The 20,465-nt window shown below is 62.5% G+C and carries 15 protein-coding genes; 6 read left to right on the forward strand and 9 right to left on the reverse strand.

The genetic code is table 11. The features are described from left to right. Positions 1-945 precede the first annotated feature (945 nt). Complete coding sequence (locus tag RMET_RS18170; protein ID WP_011518029.1) at positions 946-2,040, forward strand: replication protein RepA; 1,095 nt, start codon at positions 946-948, stop codon at positions 2,038-2,040. 102 nt (positions 2,041-2,142) lie between these two features. Here the strand turns inward: RMET_RS18170 and RMET_RS18175 are convergent, their stop codons facing one another. Continuing rightward, positions 2,143-2,346 carry a cold-shock protein gene (locus RMET_RS18175; RefSeq protein WP_006159056.1) on the reverse strand — a complete coding sequence of 68 codons (204 nt, stop codon included), beginning with the start codon at positions 2,344-2,346 and terminating at the stop codon, positions 2,143-2,145. Positions 2,347-2,767: 421 nt separating this feature from the next. Between RMET_RS18175 and RMET_RS18180 the strand changes: the two genes are divergently transcribed. Both RMET_RS18180 and RMET_RS18185 read left to right on the forward strand, forming a co-directional pair. Then, positions 2,768-3,424 carry an AAA family ATPase gene (locus tag RMET_RS18180; RefSeq protein ID WP_008646379.1) on the forward strand — a complete coding sequence of 219 codons (657 nt, stop codon included), beginning with the start codon at positions 2,768-2,770 and terminating at the stop codon, positions 3,422-3,424. A 5-nt stretch (positions 3,425-3,429) separates the two neighbouring features. Then, complete coding sequence (locus RMET_RS18185; RefSeq protein ID WP_011518030.1) at positions 3,430-4,446, forward strand: ParB/RepB/Spo0J family partition protein; 1,017 nt, start codon at positions 3,430-3,432, stop codon at positions 4,444-4,446. A gap of 67 nt (positions 4,447-4,513) precedes the next feature. On the opposite strand, the gene RMET_RS18190 is transcribed toward RMET_RS18185, so the two are convergent. Continuing rightward, positions 4,514-6,094, reverse strand: a complete 1,581-nt coding sequence (locus RMET_RS18190) for a phage integrase family protein (RefSeq protein ID WP_011518031.1) — start codon at positions 6,092-6,094, stop codon at positions 4,514-4,516. A 1,170-nt stretch (positions 6,095-7,264) separates the two neighbouring features. Here RMET_RS18190 and RMET_RS18195 point away from each other — a divergent pair. Continuing rightward, positions 7,265-10,009 carry a LuxR C-terminal-related transcriptional regulator gene (locus RMET_RS18195; RefSeq protein ID WP_011518032.1) on the forward strand — a complete coding sequence of 915 codons (2,745 nt, stop codon included), beginning with the start codon at positions 7,265-7,267 and terminating at the stop codon, positions 10,007-10,009. Between the two features lie 62 nt (positions 10,010-10,071). Here the strand turns inward: RMET_RS18195 and RMET_RS18200 are convergent, their stop codons facing one another. The 5 genes from RMET_RS18200 to RMET_RS18220 form a co-directional block, all read right to left on the reverse strand. Further along, the gene (locus RMET_RS18200) at positions 10,072-10,959 is read right to left on the reverse strand and encodes a TauD/TfdA dioxygenase family protein (protein WP_011518033.1); all 888 of its coding nucleotides are present in this window, start codon (positions 10,957-10,959) and stop codon (positions 10,072-10,074) included. Between the two features lie 45 nt (positions 10,960-11,004). Beyond that, positions 11,005-11,997 (reverse strand): Bug family tripartite tricarboxylate transporter substrate binding protein, encoded by a 993-nt coding sequence (locus RMET_RS18205; RefSeq protein ID WP_011518034.1) that lies wholly within the window; start codon positions 11,995-11,997, stop codon positions 11,005-11,007. A gap of 16 nt (positions 11,998-12,013) precedes the next feature. Next, positions 12,014-12,841, reverse strand: coding sequence for an SDR family NAD(P)-dependent oxidoreductase (locus RMET_RS18210; protein WP_029309705.1), 828 nt, complete (start codon positions 12,839-12,841; stop codon positions 12,014-12,016). Between the two features lie 65 nt (positions 12,842-12,906). Next, positions 12,907-14,091, reverse strand: a complete 1,185-nt coding sequence (locus RMET_RS18215) for a lipid-transfer protein (RefSeq protein ID WP_011518036.1) — start codon at positions 14,089-14,091, stop codon at positions 12,907-12,909. Between the two features lie 67 nt (positions 14,092-14,158). Then, complete coding sequence (locus tag RMET_RS18220) at positions 14,159-15,715, reverse strand: acyl-CoA synthetase (RefSeq protein ID WP_011518037.1); 1,557 nt, start codon at positions 15,713-15,715, stop codon at positions 14,159-14,161. A 413-nt stretch (positions 15,716-16,128) separates the two neighbouring features. On the opposite strand from RMET_RS18220, the gene RMET_RS18225 reads away from it, so the two are divergent. After that, entirely contained in the window at positions 16,129-16,806 is a 678-nt protein-coding gene (locus RMET_RS18225) for a hydrolase (RefSeq protein ID WP_008646397.1), read from the forward strand. A 185-nt stretch (positions 16,807-16,991) separates the two neighbouring features. Here RMET_RS18225 and pstS read toward each other — a convergent pair whose 3' ends face one another. Together pstS and RMET_RS18235 are read right to left on the reverse strand one after the other, a co-directional pair. Then, positions 16,992-17,993: a phosphate ABC transporter substrate-binding protein PstS gene (gene pstS / locus RMET_RS18230; protein WP_011518038.1), complete on the reverse strand. Its 1,002-nt coding sequence runs from the start codon at positions 17,991-17,993 to the stop codon at positions 16,992-16,994. 176 nt (positions 17,994-18,169) lie between these two features. Beyond that, positions 18,170-18,982 (reverse strand): DUF1653 domain-containing protein, encoded by an 813-nt coding sequence (locus RMET_RS18235; protein WP_035820294.1) that lies wholly within the window; start codon positions 18,980-18,982, stop codon positions 18,170-18,172. 645 nt (positions 18,983-19,627) lie between these two features. On the opposite strand from RMET_RS18235, the gene RMET_RS18240 reads away from it, so the two are divergent. Next, the gene (locus tag RMET_RS18240) at positions 19,628-20,458 is read left to right on the forward strand and encodes a helix-turn-helix transcriptional regulator (protein ID WP_011518040.1); all 831 of its coding nucleotides are present in this window, start codon (positions 19,628-19,630) and stop codon (positions 20,456-20,458) included. Positions 20,459-20,465 lie beyond the last annotated feature (7 nt).

The raw sequence follows: 20,465 nt of genomic DNA on the forward strand, positions 1-20,465 counted from the left end.
TTTGTCTTTAGTCTCGTATGTATACGGAGGCGCGCCGCAGAAACAGGTACGCAACGCAATAAGCCACTCTGAACGTATACGTGCGAAGTGTGCACTAGCTTTTTAATAAGCCCGATGTATACGTACCGCATGCCCGTGAAGCTGACCGTATACGTTACCTCGGCTCGCAGAAATAGGTACGCCAGCGTCCTTACGTATGACATTCGCGTACGCAGAAATGGGTACGCGATGCGCTTGTGCGGGTGATTTCGGCCCCACTCGCAGAATTGGGTACGCCGCAGAAATAGGTACGCTTTGGTGTTTTTGCGTGCCGATTGGGGCTCAGCGCAGAAACAGGTTCGCTATCGGCCGATACGGACGCAGAATCGGGTACGCCTAGGGCAGGTTCGCGATGCTGACAAGCCGTTTGCGTACCCGATTCTGCGTGGACAACACCCTTTCGGACGCAAGAGTGCGTGTCATATCGACGGCCCCCGAGGCTTCGGCGCAGAAACGGGTACGCTTTGGTGCTTTCCTGCTGTGGAAAACCCTGTGGGATCAGTGACTTATCCACGCAGAATCCGGTTCGGCGATTGCGCTGAAACGGGTTCGGTTTGTCGCAGATTCGGGTTCGGCCGTTCGCAGAATCAGGTACGTTTACTCGCAGAAACGGGTACAAGTAGGGTCAAATTCTCTTTTGTAATCAGGGCTCGAGTCACACCGTATACGGTTTACGAGTAGTTAACCCGTATCGGTATCGTTTACTTGTAGTGGATGAGCAGGCAACCGTGGACAACCCTTCGGGATTGCCCACCGTCGACCTGCCATCTCGCCACTAGCCGGATACCCGGCACCTGAAACCCGTTAGCCAGCACGAAGGCATGGGAAATACGTATACGTACCCGTTTCTGCGTGACAACGTTTACGTGATCGCGTACAAAGGCGGGTAATTCGAAGCCCGTCAATATGCCGATCAAACGCTCAATGGCCATCGACGAGGATCGCTCCGTCCTGGTAGGGGACAACGAGCCATCCCGTATCATCGTTCCCGGAAACGAGAACGGCCTTGTCCCATCCGAAAAATTCCAGCGCCTGTTCGACGAGGCTCAGGCCATGGAACGCGAGGACGCATGGCAAAGCGGTGAAGTAGGCTTTCTGAGCCGTGCCAGCGTACAGGTAACGTTGCCCTATCGCGCCCCAAAGGGTGCGCCGCCGGTGTGGACGCGCACTAGTGGCAACATCTCGTTGATGATCCAGCCTGGCTATTTCACGCAGCAGCGCTCCGAGCGGGCTACGAACGGCCGGCAGAAGCTCGTCTCGGAAACTGTATCCCTTGGCTACCCTTACGGGTCCTATCCGCGCTTGATGCTGGCCTGGATCGGCAAGGAGATCATGGCCAAGAAGAAGCGAGGCGAGTTCACTGGAACCGTCGAGGATCGACGTATTTCCCTTGGCAACTCGCTGTCCGAGTTCATGTACAACCTGGGCATCCCGATGGCCACGGGGGGCAAGCGTGGGACGATGACGCTGGTACGCCAGCAGATGATTCGGTTGTTCTCCGCGACGATTGCGATCGTGCAGAACAAGTCGGTGCCTGTGCCGAATCAGGCGCCGAATCATGAACCGCTATCGATCGATCGCGTTGGCTACTTGCTGGCGGATCAGCTGTCGACATGGTGGGATCCGATGCAGCCAGGGCAAGGCTCGATGTTCGAGAGCTTCGTGGTGTTGTCCGAGCCGTTTTTCAACGAGTTGGTCAACCGCCCGGTACCCGTGGATATGCGTGCGCTCAAGGCACTCAAGCAGTCGCCTTTCGCGTTGGACGTGTATTCGTGGCTGACGTATCGCTTCTTCACGATTCAGCGGCGCACCGAGATTCCCTGGGAAGCCTTGCAGATGCAGTTCGGTACGGAAACGGAGAGCGAGCGCAAGTTCCGGGCGCTGTTCCGTAAGGCGCTCAAGGATGTGCTCGTGGTCTATCCTGGTGCGAAGGTAGATGCCGATTCTTCGAAGGCACTGATCCTGCAGCCATCCCGAACGAGCGTCCGCAAGCTTTCCTGATCCCCTTGGCAGGGCGAAACAAAAAAGGCAAGCGTTACGCTTGCCTTTTTTGCTGCCGGACGAGTCACTGACGCGATACGCCGGCGCTGGTGGTGGTCCAGCTTACGCAGGCTTGATTGCAGATGCCTGCAGACCCTTCGGGCCTTGCTTCACTTCGAACGTCACGCGTTGACCGTCCTTCAGCGTCTTGAAGCCGCTGCCCTGGATTTCCGAGAAGTGAGCAAACAGATCTGCACCACCGTCATCCGGAGTAATGAAGCCGAAACCCTTGGTCTCGTTGAACCACTTGACCGTACCGGTTGCCATAAGAATTTCCTTTCGAAGCAAGTTCGTTACACAGCGCAAACAACCGCTCAAGCATGTTGAATTCTCGTAGAAACCGAACGGAAGCCGACGAGGTTGACACGACTTGACTCGACTGTAGCAGGCATCATAACCACAATGTGTTGCGGTGTCATGTGCGCCGTAGAGCGCACTACCCCTACTTTAGGCGGATTCCGTACCGCTTTTCAAGAAGAAGCGATCTGCGCAGGCAATTCAGGCGGATTTCCATTGCTTGGCGGGCCATCTCTCGCTTGCGATCGCCCTGTAACGCCTTTACGCTCTCGATCAGATTTCAAATTTTCAATTTTTGAAAAACGGGTTGTAGCGGAATGTCTATTTGGCTAAAGTGACGCCTTAACTGAATACCATCATTCGCGCTTTCAGCGCTGAAAGTGAGGCCGTAGTGGCAGCAAAGATCATCACCGTTTTCAACCAAAAGGGCGGCTGCGGCAAGACCACAGTCAGTATGCATATCGCTGGCACGCTTGGACTCCGCGGTGCCCGGTCGCTGTTGGTGGATATGGATGAGCAAGGCACTGCTACGCGCTGGGCTGCGCAAGCTAGCGACGAACGCCCATTTCCGGCCTCAGTGATCGGATTGGCTCCATCGGGAGGCGCCATGCACCGGGAAGTGCGCAAGTTCGTCAACGATTACGACTACATCCTTGTCGATTGCCCGCCTGCCGTCCATTCTGCAGCCCCATCGAGCGCCTTGCTGATCTCCGATCTGGCAATCATCCCGGTCGTGCCGTCGCCGCCAGACCTCTGGGCAGCCGTTGCCGCCAAAACATTGGCGCAGCACGCCCAGGTACAGAATGAAACGCTTCAGATCCGTGTGATGGCGAACATGGTCCAGCGCCGCGTGTCTATTGCGCGTCAGGCCATCGAGATCCTCGGTGATGACGGCGATGTTCCGCTGTTGAACGCAATGGTCGGTTCGCGATCGGCCTTTCGAGAGTGCCAAGCCATTGGCTGCACGGTGCATGGCGTGCCGGGAGCACGCGAGGCCGTGCAGGAAGTCGACATGATGGTGGACGAAATCTTGTCCCTGATTGAGTAATACCTATGGCAACGAAATTGAAGAGTCTCAAGGCGGGGATGCTCGCCGGCATGGCCGCAGAAAAGACCCGCAGCGACGCGATCGACCGGTTCGCGCGTGCGGAGGCGGCCATTTCCCAGCATCCAAATGGGCTGTTGCAGTCGGCGCGCGCAATCCCGCCGCAATCGACTTTCAGCGCTGAAAGTGATGAGAGCGTGATCGAAGGGCGGACGCTGATAAAGATTCCCATCGCCCAGCTGCATGACAACCCCTTCAATGCCCGCCGCATCTACGATCCGGCGGTTGTGCAGGAGCGCGCGGCGTCGATTGCCACGCATGGTCAAAAGACGCCGGGTCTGGCTGCGTCCGACCCGACCCGTCCCGGCCACTACATCCTGATCGACGGTCACTACCGCAAGCGCGCACTGGCGTCAGCGGGCAAGCTCGAGATGGAATGCTTCATCGAGACCGACCTGAGCGATCTCGATTTCTATCGCCTTTCCTTCCTGCTCAACGAGCAGCGGTCGGACCAGTCCGCACTCGACAACGCGATCGCCTGGCGCCAGTTGCTCGATGAGGGCAAGGTTCAGAAGGAGGACGAAATCTGCGAACTGACCGGAATGTCGGCCGGCACCGTCAACAAGACACTGGCCTTGCTCAAGCTGCCCGAGTCCGTTCTGGCGGTTATGCGCGAACGTCCGAGCGCGATCGGGATTGCTACCGGCTACGAGCTGACGCTGTACTGCAAGGTTGCCGGCGAAGACCGCACGCGCGATCTGGCCACGCGCATCATGAACGACGGCATGTCCAGCCGCGAGGTCGAAGCGATTCGCAAGCAGGCCCAGGAAGGGAAGTCCCGCAAGGTCAAGGAGATCAGCCGCCAGTACAAGATTCGGACAGAATCGGGCCAGCTACTCGGGACGATCAAAGAGTGGGACTCCGGCCGTGTCATGCTTGATGTTCAACTCACCGACCGCAGTGCCCGGGAAGACCTGCTGGACGTCCTCAAGGCCCGCTTCGGGTTGGACAAGACGCTGATCTGAGCATCTTCCAACCATGAGGATCCATTGCGATCCAATCGGGTGACGAAACTGCTCTATTGGATCGCAATCACCCCAACCGCAACTGCCTCGGCGTGAAGGCTTCCACGTCGACGTCGTGCGTCTCGGCAAAACGTCTCCAGCTTGCCCGGAGCAATTGCTCCAAGCCACTGGCCGAGTAACCTGCCGTCGCTATCGATTGCTTGGCTCGCCCCCGAGCTGTCGACGGGTACTCGATCGGCGCCAGCAACGCGGCATCAGGATCCCATCCCTCACTCAACGTATCCCACGCCAGTTGTCGGTCCGTCCAATGGGCCGACAGGGCGGACCACGCATCCTGATCCAGGACGATCTCGCCACGCCTCGCCGTACTCTTTGCTTCGAGCAGCAGCCGGCCCGTAGGGGGCGCCGCAGACGGTGAGTAGGAAAAATGAACCAGGCGAAACGAAGCCAGTTCGACGATCCGGATTCCGTGACGAGCGAGCAGTAGCGCTGCCGCCAACGCGGCACGCTGCCGTGGTGAAGACGGGCTGGCACTCAGCCAGGCCAGGAATGATTCGATCGTCTCGCGGGGTAACGTCGCCGGTTTGGAGGATGCCTGCACGGTGGCAGTCCCATCATCGACCACGCCGCTCCGCGCCAACCTGGCCGGATCTCCCTTGCGCAATGCCCGCAACAGCGCGCTGATCACCCGCATCGCCGCCTCGCAGGAACTGGTACGCAATGGCCCTTCGAATGGCCGCCAGTGCGCCTTGTCACGCGGACCGGCCGGGCCACACCAGAATGATGAAGGCTCCGGATTGGCAAGGAACGCCCGATACGCATCCAGGTCATCGGCAGCCATGGCACGTAATGACTTACCTTGCCCGGCAGCCCAGAGCAGAAACCGCTCGGCCTCGCGACGGTAGCTCTTCCAGGTGTTTGGAGAGCTCGCCCGTGCTGCCACCCATCCTTGAACGTCTTTGAGTTCTTCCCCCAGCGCCATCGCCCAGGGAGCAAATGTTTCCGGTGCACGCATCAGTTCAAGCGGAACAGGGAATGCCATACCTCGTCCCAATGGCCTCGCATAAAGTGCTTTACGATCCACTATTTGTGCCGATGCGAGCACATGCGGACTGACCTTGAGCGCCGTCTGGGCGGATTGCGTGGCAAGCCAGCGGACGATGATCTCCGCAGAATGTCGCCCGATACGCGGCACATGACGCCACCAGCCGCTGCCTTTTCGATTGGCCAGGTCGGTCATGTCGGCGATCGTCCGGATGCCGGCTGCCATCAGTCGTCGAGACAGGCTGGGGCCGAACCAGAGGGAGACCTGATGCCCCGGAAGTGGGCGCCCCTGGCCCAACTGTTCGATCGAAGTCAGCGCATCTACCCGGCGAGTCATGCCGGCGTCGGAGCGCCCGCGCAGCGCCTCGAACATCTCCGCTATATCGGGGCGATCATGCTGCAAAGCGAACTGGACCAACCGATCGCGCAGCGCCAGGATGCGTTGTATGGCCTGGTGCTCGGTCAGATCGTCGTCGTCGTCGGGGTCCTGCAGGTACCGGTTGGCGATCTCAAGGGGCTTCATGCCCTGGGCGTACGCCCGCACGACGGCAAATTCCGTTCGCGTCAGTTTCGTGGCGGCCAGCGTATCTCGATCGTCAGGCATGGGGGTCTATGGCCTCTGAATGCACTTTGTGCGCTTGGGATTTCGTCCGGCGTGCGCGAACGCCGACATTGGCCATCCGCACATAAGTGACTGAATTACAACAGGATTATCCAGTCTCCTGTTTCATCCGGCCTGTTCTGCATCACAAAGTGCAATGTAAATTATTTTTTGCCTGAAGCATAGTGAACTCCTGATCTTGCTGAGTGGCGGATCGAATACCGATTTCTGGCCCGCCTGTCGGCAAATCGGGCCCCGCACAGTGACGTCATCCCGGTCTAGGCCCCCCGGTGAAGCGCTGGCATAAGCCTGGACGACTGCACGGCGGCCAGGGCAGGGCAACACACCCCCAGACGGCAACGCCCGCGCAGGGCCAACTGCTGCGGCCACAGCATCGACGCCTTGATGTCGCGTCCGCCGACTGCATGTCACCGAAGGTGCATCATTTTCAGAATTCATAGAAGGAATGATGGGTCTCTCCAGAAAGATCACCAAATCAAACCGCCCGATGCCGTTCTCCACGCGCCCAAGCGGCTTCTTGTCGTGTCGCACGCACCTTGATGAAGGCCAATGGGCGGATTCCGCGTCGTCACCCCCATCGCAATCTGGCTTCTCAGGCACCCAAACGGGCGGAATTTCCAGAAATCGTGTAATTCAATTTGGCATTGATTATTAAAGAAAAACATACGCAGCGTTGGGTACGCTTCGTGCGCGGACGCCCCATTGGTACGGTTTACGCGCCACCTGGCCACCATATATGGTGTATACGTGCCGTGCGTATACCGCAGAGGCCGTTGCCCGCGCATTTGAGGAAAACAGCAAAAATTGGCGATATTCACTGGAAGAAATTCCAGAGCGCAATACGAGAAGATCGCAATCATTGCGGCGCATAGTCGCCCGCAGCCTCCCAAACACTATCAGCGTCTCGAATGATCTGGCCGGCAGCCATATGTCATCGGTCCCGCTAGTTCGAAAGAACCACGACAGCCTCGTGCCGCGATGGGAGAATCTCGGTCGTGCCGTCGACATGGCAGAATCTGCGGCAGCTTTTCAAATGGCGACGACCAGATCACAGCCGCGGGACACAAGCGTGCCGCAAGTGCCGCCAGAAAAGATCAAACGGAGATAACCCATGGCGAACGCCCCACGCCACGCATGGTGAGGGAAGGAGCAATGAGCGCAGCGACCAGCCGCAAGCCCGGTGACAGTGACACGCAGCGGCGGGGACTGGTTGCCTCCAAGCTTGTGCCGCCCCGCGCCTTGCCGAATCATCTGGTCCGCTCGCGCCTTGTCGACGTGATGGTGGACGCCGCCTCGGCCCGCCTGATCCTGGTCCGCGCCGCAGCCGGCTTCGGCAAGACCACACTGATGCAGCAGTACCTGGAACGGTGCCAGGCCGGCCAGCGAGCCTGCGTGTGGTTGCGATGCGATGCCGCCGACAATGACCTGCAGCGTTTTCTTCTGCATCTCCACACGGGCTTGCTCAGGCTGCCGGGCTTGACCCGCCATCAGCGCGACGAACGCTCCGACACCATTGCTGGCGAAACCATCGCGCACGAGATCATCGAGATCGCGGCCTCCTATGCGCACCCATTCGCCATCCTGCTCGACGATCTCGAAGTCATCCAGAATGACGCGATCACCGAATATCTGCAGCAACTGGTCAGAGTGCTGTCGCCGCAGGGTGTGCTGGTCATCGGCACGCGCGCCACGCCAGACCTCGGCCTTGGTGGACTTCGCGCAAGGGGCCAGCTTCTGGATATCAACCCGGCCGCATTGCGCTTCAGCGCGGAAGAGGCCGCCAGCTTCATCCGGGACAAGTGCGGGCTGCCGCTGCCGGACGGCGAGATCGCCACGCTATGGCGCTGCACCGAGGGCTGGGCGGCAGCCGTCTACCTGGCCACGCTCTCGCTGCGCGGACATCCCAATCATGCGGCGTTCGTCCGCTCGTTCTCGGGTACCAATATCGAGCTGGCCGAGTATCTGGCGGAAGACATCCTGATGGGGCAAAGCGAATCCTGCCGCGACTTCCTGCTACAGACCAGTCTGCTTGGCCAACTGTCGGCGCCACTGTGCGATGCCGTGACCGGACGGCACGACAGCCGCGAAATGCTGAGCTTCCTGGAGCGGAACAACCTGTTCATTACGCCGCTCGATGGCGAGCATCAGTGGTATCGCTATCACAGCCTCTTCGCCAGCTTCCTGCAGCATCGGCTGCAAGTGACCTATCCGGACAAGGCGCGCGCGCTGCATGTGGCGGCATCGCGCTGGTACCTGTCGGAGGATCGTCCCGTCCCGGCGATCGAGCACCTGCTGCAAGCCGGACTTGACGATGAGGCGCTGCCGCTGATCGCCATCCATACACCAGCCCTGTTCCAGGCGGGCCGCGTGCGACTGCTGGCGCGATGGCTCGACCGCATCGACCGCAAGCGCTTGCTCGCGGACCCCCATCGCATGGGTCTGGCCTATGCCTGGGTCCTGTTGCTCAATCGCCGCTATTCGGAAGCGATGCAGACGATGGCGGCGTTGCTTGCGGCGGATGTTCCCGCCGACCAGCAGGCGAAGATTGCCTTCGAGGTCGAGACGCTGCGATGTGTGCTGCTGGCGATGACCGACCAGATCGAAGCGTGTCTGGCCGCCGGCCTGGCGCATCTGGAGCGGATTCCCCCGGACGCGCCCTTCCGGTACGCCAGCGTGGTCAACTCGCAGGCGTTTTCGCTGGTGGCCAGTCATCGGTACGAGGACGCGCGCCGTGTGCTGTCGCGCCTGATGCCGGGTGCGAACGATGTGCGGACAGGATTCCAGCGCGGCATCGCGGATTCTCTCGAAGGCGTCATCGATCTGGTGCAGGGCCGACTCAGCAATGCACTTGCGCGGTTCCGCGCCGTCGCCGAGCGAGGCTGGAGCCCTAGCGAGGTGAGCAGTCTCAGACACGCCTTCCTTCCGGCATGGGCCACAGCCCTCTATGAGGCGAACGCTCTCGAGGATTGCGCACGCGTGCTGGCCGAAGCGATGCCCTACTGCAAGGGCTACGCGCCGCCGGACGCCATGATTGCCGGGTTCATTCTCTCGGCGCGGTTGGCGCTGCTGGGCGGCGACCGCGACCGCTGGCTGCGTATGCTGGCGGAGCTTGAGGAGATCGGCCGCGGCATTCAGTTGCCGCGCGCCATCTGTTCGGCCTGGCTGGAGCGCGTGCGCGTTGCCACGATCGAAGGCCGGCTCGATGCCGCCGATCAGGCGTTGCGCAGCGCCGAACTGCACGCCGACTGGGCCGCGAGTGACAGCTATGGCCATGCGAACGACATCGACTTCCCGGACTCGATCGGCTGGAGACTCGCGATCGCGCATGGCGAGCATGAACAGACCGCGTCAGAACTGGCCGATGCCATCGCGGTTGCCACCCAACGCCAGCGGCACTGGCGTGCACTGAAGCTCCGGCTTCTGCTGGCCATGGCGCTCGATGGCGCGGGCAGGCAGTCCGAAGCGTTCGAGCCGTTGACCGAGGCCATGCGGCTCGCCAGTCATGAAGGGCTCGTACGGACGTTCGTGGACGAAGGCGATCGTCTGGCGGATCTGCTAAGGCGATGGGCCGACGCGCGTGAAGCGGAGATCGTACGCGCCGGCATCGACCTTCAGTTCGTCCGCACAGTGCTTGCGCAGATTCCGACGCCATTGGCCGTGGCCGGCGAGGAAGTGAACAAGGCGCGCGGCGCTGCCATCGCGGAGCCTTTGACGACCCGCGAGCAGGAAGTCCTGCAGATGCTTGCCGCAGGCCATCGCAATCGCGTGATCGCCGAGAAAATGTTCGTGTCGGAGCTGACGATCAAGTCTCACCTGCGCAAGATCAACGCCAAGCTCGGCGCGCAGAGCCGCACGGAAGCCGTCGCCATCGGGCGTAGTCTTGGACTGCTTCGATAGCCACCGGCGGCGCTGCGCCACCATGATGCGCTCACGGGCGCGCCGTGCCAGTGAGCGCGGCCTCAGACTGGACGCTCGCCGATGATCGTCGCACGCATCATGCGACGCACAGCGGGGAAGTAGTCCTGCACCGCGTAGTGCTGGGTGGAGCGGTTGTCCCAGAACGCGATGGTGTTGGGTCGCCACTTCATCCGGACCTGATATTCGGGCACCGTGGCCTGCCGATAGAGGTACTGCAGCAGGTCGAGCTCGCCCAGGCGGAAATCCGCCCCCACGCGATACTGGATGTGCGCGCCATAGTTGGCCAGGTGCGTCACGAAGCCTTCGTTGACGTAGAGGATCTTCTCGCCGCTTTCAGGATGAGTGCGCACCACCGGATGCGTGGCGGGCGGGAACTTCTCGCGGTTGACAAGGCGCTCCTCGGCCGACATGCGCGCGCCGAACCCCGGCATCAGGTCATGCACCGCCTCGAGGCCCTCGATTCGCGCCTTCACATCGTCCGGCAGTCCGGCATACGCCTGGGCCATGTTGACCCAGATCGTGTCGCCGCCCATCGGCGGACATTCCACGCAGCGCAACATCGATCCCATCGACGGCACGGCACGCCATGAGACGTCCGAGTGATAGATGTTCTCGCGCCCCTTCGTATCCTTGTTCCCGCCCAGCAGCACCAGCTCGGGATGGTCGGGGTGATGTGGAAAGACCGGATGGACCTCGAGTTCGCCAAAGCGCCGGGCAAGCGCCACGTGCTGCGCGGGCGTAATGTCCTGATCGCGGAAGAACAGGACCTTGTGGCGCACCAGTGCCTGGCGCAGTGCCTGATAGGTAGGATCGTCCAGCGTTTCGCGCAGATCGATATCGCCGATCTCCGCGCCGATGACGGGCGTCACGGGGGTGATCGAGAACGGGGCTGCAATCTGTTCGGCAGCCGTTTGCTCGCGAGCGTTCATGTTGTCTCCGGTGGTTGAGTGAGTGGAGCGTGTGGGGATACCGGCTTACTCGAGCCGGATGTTGGCCGCGCGGATCGCGTCGGCCCAGTATTCCTGCTCGGCCTTGACGACGTCCGCGAATGCCGATGGCGTGCTGCCCTTGACGATGATGCCCATGTCCACCAGCCGCGCGCGCAGCGCATCGGACACGATCACGCGATTCACATCGCGACTGATCTTGTCGACCACATCGCGGGGCGTATTTGCCGGCGCGAAAAGGCCGATCCAGCCCTGTCGCTCCAGCCCGGCGTAGCCGGACTCCCGGAACGTCGGCACATCGGGCAGCAGTGGCGAACGGCTCCCGCCGGCCACGGCAAGCGGGCGCAACTTGCCAGCCTGCGCGTACTGACGTGCCGTGACCGCGCCAACCACGCCAGCGGGGATCTGCCGGCCGAGCAGATCGTTGACCAGCGGACCCTCGCCCTTGTACGGCACGTGCACCAGCGAGATGCCAGTGGCGCGAGCGAAGATTTCCATCTGCAGATGACCGCTCGAACCGAGGCCATAGGTGCCATAGGGTAGCGGCTGTCCCTGGCGCGCCACGTGCTCCGCGAACTCCTTCGCGGTGCGTGCCGGAAAATCCTGCTGCACGACCAGTGCCAGATGGGACGTAGCCAGTTCCGAGATCGGCGCAAAATCGCGCACCGGGTTGTAGGCGGCTTTGCCATACAGCGATGGCGCCTGCACGAGCCCCGTCAGCGCCATCAGCAGCGTGTAGCCGTCTGGCTCGGACTTGGCGACCAGATCGGCGCCGATCATGCCGCCCGCGCCAGGCTTGTTGTCCACCACCACGGGGCGCTGCCAGGTCTTGGCCAGCCCCTCGGCAATCAGACGCGCCACCACATCGCCGGTACCCCCGGCTGCGTACGGCATGATCAGCCGCACGGCGCGGGAGGGATATGTCGGCGTTGCACGGCTGGGCAGCGCAATCTGCATGCCGGCCACGCCCGCCATGCCCCAGCCTAGCCGGCGCAGCGCGCGGCGTCTTGCGTTATCCATCTCGGTCTCCTTCCGTTCAGGGACGGCCGCCACCCACCACAAGCACCTGACCCGTGATGTAGTTGGATTCCGGAATGCAAAGCAGGTAGACGGAGCCGGCGGCTTCGGCGGGCGTGCCGCCACGGCCCAGCGGAATCGTGGCCTCGATGTTCTTCATGAGCTGCGGATTCACGCCCACCTTGATTTCATTGCCAGCGATGTCGATGGTGGCATGGCCTTCGCCTGCTACGGCCTCGGTCAGGCGCGTCTTGATCAGGCCGAACGCGACGCTGTTGACGTTGACCTTGTAGCGTCCCCACTCCTTGGCCAGCGCCTTGGTCAGGCCGTTGATGGCAGCCTTGCCCGCCGAATAGTTGGCTTGGCCGGCATTGCCTATCACGCCCGAGGCCGAGGAGATGTTCACCACCTTGCGGAATACTTCGCGGCCTTGCTCGGCTTCCTGCTTCGAGGTCTCGCGGAAGTAGTCCGCCGCAGCGCGCAGAATGCGGAACGGCGCAGTGACGTGCACATCCATGATGGCCGACCACTGGTCGTCGGTCATTTTCTGGATCACGTTGTCCCACGTATAGCCGGCGTTGTTGACGATGATGTCGAGCCCGCCAAAAGTCTGCAATGCGGTACCCACGAAGCGCGTGCCGAAGTCGGCCTCGGTCACGCTGCCCACGCAGGCTACGGCCCGGCCGCCCATCGTGGTGATCTCGCGGACCACGGCCTCGGCCGGTTCCGCGTCAAGATCGTTGACGACAACCGCCGCCCCTTCGCTTGCCAGCTTCAGCGCGATCTCGCGGCCGATGCCCCGGCCGGAGCCCGATACGATCGCTACCTTGTTGGTCAGTTTGCTCATGCTTCGTGTCTCCTTCGTTCTAGTCGTCTTGTTTTCAGTGCTGTGTGTCGATACTCGGCGGGCCTTCACTGGCGCTGGTACAGCGTGACCACGCACGCGCCGCCCAGACCCAGGTTGTGCTGCAGTGCCAGGCGCGCGCCGGCTACCTGCCGGTCGCCTGCTTCGCCGCGCAGTTGCCAGACCAGTTCCGCGCACTGTGCGAGTCCCGTGGCGCCGAGCGGGTGGCCCTTGGACAGCAGGCCGCCCGAGGGGTTGGTCACCACGCGGCCACCGTACGTGTTGTCGCCGTCGAGGATGAACTTCTCGGCGGTGCCTTCGGGCGTCAGGCCCAGCCCTTCGTAGGTGATCAGTTCGTTCGCGGTGAAGCAGTCGTGCAGTTCCACCACGTCGACGTCGCCGGGCCCGATGCCTGCGCGTTCGTAGACCTGGGTGGCCGCCGCGTGCGTCATGTCGTAGCCGACCACCTTGCGCATGTCGCCTTCATCGAAGGTGCTGTTGCGGTCGGTGGTCATGGCCTGCGCCGCGATGGCCACGCGCGTGTCGAGCCCATGCTTGCGCGCGAACGCCTCGGTGCACAGGATCGCGGCGGCCGCGCCGCAGGTGGGCGGACAGCACTGCAGACGCGTCAGCGGATCGAACACCTTCGGGGAGGTCATCACATCTTCCAGCGTGACGGTGTTGCGGAATACGGCGAACGGATTACGCGCCGCGTGCTGGCGGGCTTTCACGGAGATACGCGCGAAGGTCTCGGGCCGAATGCCGAATTCCTTCATGTAGGCACGGCCGGCACCGCCGAAGAACTGCGCCGCGCGCGGCGCCTGTTCGTCGAAGCCCTGGACGTCGTTCATCACACGGGCGAAGCGCTCCATCGGGCCGGGGCGGTCCGTGTACGCGCCCTTCAGCGCGCCGGGCACCATCTGTTCGAAGCCGAGCGCGATCGCGCATTCCACCGCGCCACTCTCCACGGCCTGCCGGGCCAGATACAACGCCGTCGATCCCGTGGCGCAGTTGTTGTTGACGTTGATGACCGGAATGCCGGTCAGGCCGACACCGTAGATCGCCGTCTGTCCCGACGTCGAATCGCCGAACACGTAGCCTACGTAGGCCTGCTGCACCAGCGCGTAGTCGATGCCAGCGTCGGCGAGCGCGGCTTTCGCGGCGCGCGCGCCCATCACGCCGTAGTCGTCGCTCGCGCCCGGCTTGGTAAAGGGAATCATGCCGACACCGGCTACCACCACTTTGTTGGTCATTGCGCTTTCCTTCTTTTTTTGTGACGAGGAGATAGGTGTGGGGTCGTTCGCTATCGACCCGATTGGTTCAGCTGACCTGCCGCGGCTGGTCCTGCCAGTAGCGCGTGCGCAGGTCGCGCTTGAGGATCTTGCCCGCTGCGGAGAGCGGCAGCTCGGTGCGGAACTCCACGCTCTTGGGGCACTTGTAGCTGGCGATGAGCGCGCGGCAATGCGTGCGCAATTCGTCCTCGCCAGCCTGCAAGCCGGGTCTGAGCACCACCACCGCGTGAACCGCTTCGCCCCAGCGCTCGTGCGGCACGCCAATGACCGCGCAGGAATGGACTGCCGGATGTTGGGCCAGCGCGTTCTCGACCTCGGCCGAATAGACGTTCTCGCCGCCGGTGACGATCATGTCCTTGATGCGATCGACGATGAACAGATAGCCGGCATCGTCCATGTATGCGCCGTCGCCCGTATGCAGCCAGCCGTTGCGCAGTGCCTGCCGCGTTTCCTCCGGCTTGTTCCAGTATCCCTGCATGATGTTGGGGCCGCGCACGATGATCTCGCCGATCGTGTTGCGTGGGACTTCATCGCCGTTCGGGTCGACGACCTTGACGAACACACCGAAGCCGGGGCGGCCCGCCGACCGGTACAGCCCGCTGGCGCGGCCCACCGGGCCGTGGTTGGCAGGCGGATTGACCGATACCACCGGCGACGCTTCGGTCAGCCCATAGGCGTGCGAGAACTCGACATTCGGCATGGCGGCCAGCGCCGCATCGAGCACCGCGCCGTTGATCGGTGACGCGCCATAGTTGATGCGCTTCAGGCTGCTGACATCGCGTCTGGCGAAGTCCGGGCACGCCAGGATCGCCTGCAGCATCGTGGGCACGAGCATGATGTCGTTGACGCGCTCGCGTTCGAGCGTTTCCAGCACCTCGGCCGGATCGAACGTCGGGACCATCGTGTGCGTGCCGCCGATGACGAACACACCCACTGCCTTGGCCATCGCCGCCGTATGGAACAGCGGTGCCGCGTGGAGCGTGATCGTCGCTTCGTCCAGCGGGAACTGGGCGAGGCGCGAGATCGACGACGACCACAGGTTCAGGTGCGACTGCATGACACCCTTCGGCTTGCCGGTGGTGCCGCCCGTGTACATGATCGAGGCCAGATCCTCGCCGCCGCGCATGGCGTCCGGTACAGGGCTCGCGTCTGCGAGCAGGGCCTCGAATCCCAGCATTCCTGCCGGCGGCGCGCCGTCGCCCGCATGAATCAAAATCGGTGCCCGCTTCGCCGTGGCGCGAATCGGCTCGGCCATGGCCAGAAAATGATCGTCGACGATCAGGATGCCGGTATCGCAGTCATCGAGCGAATAGACGATTTCCGGCACGCTCCAGCGCGTGTTGACTGGATTGAGGACGCCACCGCCCCACCACACGCTCATTGCGTATTCGAGATAGCGGTCCGAGTTCAGGGACAGCATGCTGACGCGGTCGCCTGGGTTCATGCCGAGTTGCTGCAAGGCGCCGGCGAGGCGCGAGACACGCTCGGAGAACTCACGATAGGTACGCCGGCGGCTTCTGAATATCGTGGCGACGTGGTCGGGCGTCTGCTGCACACGACGGTGTAGGCCCTGGGTCAGGTACATGCTGTCTCCGGCTTGCAATCGGTCTCGATATCGGGCGGCGATGGCCGCGCCTGTTGATGAGACCGACTGTAGACAGCATGTCGCCCACGGGCGACCGTCGAAGGGAGGAATCTCGTCCCCCCGTGCGTGTAGTTCGTTCGAACTACACGCGATCCGGCGCGATGCCGGGTCTACGCCTCCTGCATTGCGCCGAAGCGCTGGGCCAGATATTCGATCCCGGCATCAGGCGAAGCAGGCGGACAAGCGTCCCGGGCACCATTGTTCATGAGATAGGACTCTGATGTGCAACTTAGCAATCTACCGCCATCAGTGTTCCAAAACTAAGCTGTCGTCATCGACCCGCCATCGTCCCGGCGGCGGGCCCTCTCCCCTTACGGTGGCGTGCCACCACCTTATGAAGAAGGAGCTTCACCATGACCCAACCCGCCAACTTCAACGGCGCCCGTCCCGTGATCGATCCGGCTGATACGGCCATGCTGCTGATCGACCACCAGAGCGGTCTGTTCCAGACCGTCGGTGACATGCCGATGCCCGAGCTGCGCCAACGTGCCGCCGCGCTGGCGAAAATGGCCACGCTGAGCAAGCTGCCAGTGATTACCACGGCTTCGGTGCCGCAAGGCCCCAACGGCCCGCTGATCCCCGAGATCCATGAGAACGCGCCGCACGCGAAGTACGTTGCGCGCAAGGGCGAGATCAATGCGTGGGACAACCCTGAGTTCGTCGCCGCCGTGAAGGCCACGGGCAAGAAGACACTGATCATCGCCGGCACCATCACCAGCGTGTGCATGGCGTTCCCGTCCATCAGCGCGGTTGCCGACGGCTACAAGGTCTTTGCCGTGGTCGATGCCTCGGGCACGTACTCGAAGATGGCGCAGGAAATTACGCTGGCCCGCGTGGTGCAGGCAGGCGTGGTGCCGATGGATACCGCCGCGGTGGCGTCCGAACTGCAGCGCACCTGGAACCGTGACGATGCCCAGCAGTGGGCCGAGATCTACACGAAGATCTTCCCCGCGTATCAGTTGCTGATCGAGAGCTACCTGAAGGCGCAGGACGTGCAGAAGAACGGCGAGGCGCTGGATTCCTCGCGTTGATCGGTTGATCGGCATGGCATGGCCATAGCGGTCATGCCGGCATCGCGCCTCAAGGTAACTTCAAAGCAAGTTCAAGGCAGGTTCCGGGCGTGCTGCACGTCGATGTGGCAAAGGCGCTCGGCATGGTGCGCGGCCACGAGACCAACGTCGTAAATCTGTGCGCCGCGTACGCGTTCTGATCGACGCTACTTGAAGGTCTCCGCCCAGTACGCGATCACCTGCTTCACCAGTTCCGGCGGCAGTGCCACGTAGTGCTCGGCCGACGCATCGGATTGCCCTTCGGCAAGCGCCCACTGAAAGAACGCCAGCGCATCCTTCGTATTCGACGGGTGCGCGGCGGAACGCTGCATCAGCACGAAGACCGTGCCCGTGATCGGCCACGCGTTCGGGCCCGGCGCATTGGTCAGCACCTGATAGAAGTCGAGCCGCGGGTTCCATTCCACGGCCGTCACCGCGGCGCTGAACGATTCGCGCGAAGGCTTCACGTAGAGACCATCGCGGTTCTGGACCAACGCATAGGGCAGGCTCTTCTGCAGCGCGTAGGTCAGTTCCACATAGCCGATCGCGCCGCGAATATTGTGGATATAGAGCGATACGCCCTCATTGCCGCTCGCGTTCATCCCGATGGGCCAACGCACCGTGGTGCCTGCCCCGACTGCCGCCTTCCATTCGGGGCTGACCTTGGAAAGGTAGTCGGTCCAGTTGAACGTGGTGCCCGAGCCGTCGCTGCGATGGACCACCGTGATCTTCAGGTCGGGAAACTGCACGCCGGGATTGGCCGACGCAATGGCCGCATCGTTCCAGTTGGCGATCTTGCCGCGATAGATATCGGCCAGCAGCGCGCCCGTCATGTGGATCTGCCCCGCGCCAATGCCCTGCAGGTTGATCACCGGCACGACGCCGCCTACCGCGATGGGAAACTGGGCCAGTCCTGCGCGCTCGAGCTCTTCGGGTTTGAGCGGCATGTCCGTGGTGCCGAACGTGATGCTTGCCGCCTTGATCTGCCGGATGCCGTTGCCTGAGCCGATGGGTTGGTAATCGATCTGCCGGCCTGTCCTGGCGTAATACGTGGCCGCCCATTTCGCCATCAGCGGGTAGACGAATGTGGAACCAGCCCCAGTGACATCTCCGGCAAATGCACTGACCGCGGCGAATAGCAGCGCCAGCGCCGCGATGTGTCTGCCCATGATTATTGGTCCTTCTTCAGGCTGCACGAAACCGGCTTCTGGAGATTCAGGTTAGCAGATGGCCGGACGTTTGCATGACATCTGTCATTTGGGGCGACTTTGGTGCGATTTCGATGACAGTCATATTTCAGACACATCTCCGGGGCAGGTCCGGAGATGGTCTTCGCAGCCCTGCATCAGTTGGCTTTCGCTTGCCCGAAGCTTGCAAGAACTCTTGCGATATTGCGACGAGCCGGACCTTCGAATTCGGCGAATGCCGTCGTCAAAAACAGTTTCGGCCGTTGCGCCAGTGCCCCGAGGAATGCCGCGCGGCGAACCATGAATGCGTGATACAGCGCCTCGCCGGAAAGTTGGACCCTGCTCGCCAGCAAGCCGCGGTTCTCATCGAATACGGCTAGCCCATGCGCGTCGAAGACATCATCGTCGGCGGCCAGACGGAGGAGATCGAGATCCAGGACCGTTGCGGCGTCGGGCACGCTTGCTTCATGCGTGCGGGTGTCGAGAATGATCTGCCTTGCAAGGTGAATCACGTCGGCGTTCACGTCCTCGACCATGGTGTCGAGCAAGGCCGCCGAGGCCGCTTCGTTGTGCTCGAAGCCCGGGACGTACACGGCGTCATGAAACAGGACGGCCAGCGCTTGCGCAGGATTGAGTGCGATGCCGAGTGCGTGGGCTTGCTCGAACATCTCCAGCACGTGTCGCCGGTCATGGTATTTGCGGTACGGCGCATCGTACAAGGCCAGTACCTGAAGGACCGTCTTGCGTGGCAGGAAGTCCAGACACGACAAGGCCGGTGCCCAGTGCGGCGCGAATCTGGCGACGTCGCCCGTCGCGGTCGAGACGGGCTCGGTGAACACGTCGGCGTGTCGTACCCAGAGCAGCGAGCGGTCACGCATGGATTCGTACACCACGACCGGTGTCATGTCGGCTTCGAAACGGCCAACCCCGGTCACGAGATAGGCGCCACCCTTGTAGTGGCGATATGGCATGCCCGGTACCAGGTCCGGGTTGTCGGGCAGAGCCGTGAGGTCGGCAGGCGATTGCGATTGTGGCTGTGATTGCGAGCCAGTATTTTCGGTAGCGGCCAAGGGGCCCCCTGTAGTTATTGAGTCGGAGCAGCGCAGCGCGTGGCGTGCGAACCGTGTCCGTGAATCGAGGCCGCCATTATGGGCCTCCGGTTTGAATCCGGGCGTTACCGCAGCGTCACTTGCCGTCGTCGCAGGCGGGCTCTTGTGCGCCGCACAGCGGAGATTCACACGCCCATTGCTATGTGCGCAAATCGTCGCTACAGATCCTGCAATGGCTCCCTGCGTCCTCCTACGGAGAAACCCGCTGCGCCGCACCATCACCTTGCATTCACTCAGTGCCCTTCCTATGCTGAACATCAGAATTAGATTTAGTTTGAATCAGTATTCAGAAGGATCTAATGCGCTACATGCGCAAACGGGGCGGTCAGGCATCCTCCAAGGGAGGGCCAGTTTGACGGCGGCGGGCCAGGACGGGAAGCTGCTGTAGGCTCAGGAGGCTATACCCGATCGTATGGAAGTGCAGCCACGCTACAAGTGGAGCGCCTCCAATCAGCGCGTTGCAGAAGCGAACGCTTCGTGCGGCGCGCCAAGAAGAAGTGAGCAGTCATGGCCACCATCCTCTTGTTCGAGCCACACCCCTTGTTGCGTCTCGGACTGCACCACCTTTTGTCTCAGGCGCACGTCCCCGGCGATCTCGTCGACCTCGACCCCACCACGCTGCACGCCCCCGAGCCGTGGGTGCATCATGCCGATCTGCTGATTATCGGGATGCCCGCCGACAGTGGCGCGGGCTGGCCGATACTGGCCGAGTTGTGTCTGCGTCTGCAGCCGCTGCGCGTGCTGGTGCTTGCCGATCATCTGCCGGCGCCGATGCCGGAAGGCGGCCTGCCCGAGAAGGTGCGCGGTCTGCTGGCCAAGACCTGTTCTTCCGAGGCGCTGGAAGCCGCTATCCGGCTCGTGCTGGCCGGCGGCGAGTGTTTCCCGTCGCATGCACCTGCCAATCGTGTCCACGAACCGCTCGCGGACGCCGTGCCCGCGGAGTTGTCGAGACTCGTTGCCACGCCAGTCGTAGTGCCGCTGCACGGCGCCGACGCCGCAGCGCCCGCGCACGCGGACACCCACGCGGTGCCGACCGAAACGCCGGCAGTTGGCGCGCACCTGCTCAACATCACCGAGCGCCAGTACGAAGTGCTGGCCCTGCTGGCGCGTGGCTATCCGATCAAGACGGTCAGCCGCCTGCTCAATATCTCGGTGGCCACGGCGAAGACCCACGCCTGCACGCTCTATCAGCGCCTGCATGTGCGCAACAAGGGCGAGGCCGTGTACGTCGCGCTCCAGCGCGGCGCATCGTTGAACTGGCCCGGCCCGACGCCGGCCCGGCCGACCCATATCCCGATGTCATCCCTGAGCGCGCAGCACGCTTGCGAGGCAGCCTGAGCACCGG

This window comes from Cupriavidus metallidurans CH34, assembly GCF_000196015.1.
Lineage (GTDB): Bacteria > Pseudomonadota > Gammaproteobacteria > Burkholderiales > Burkholderiaceae > Cupriavidus > Cupriavidus metallidurans.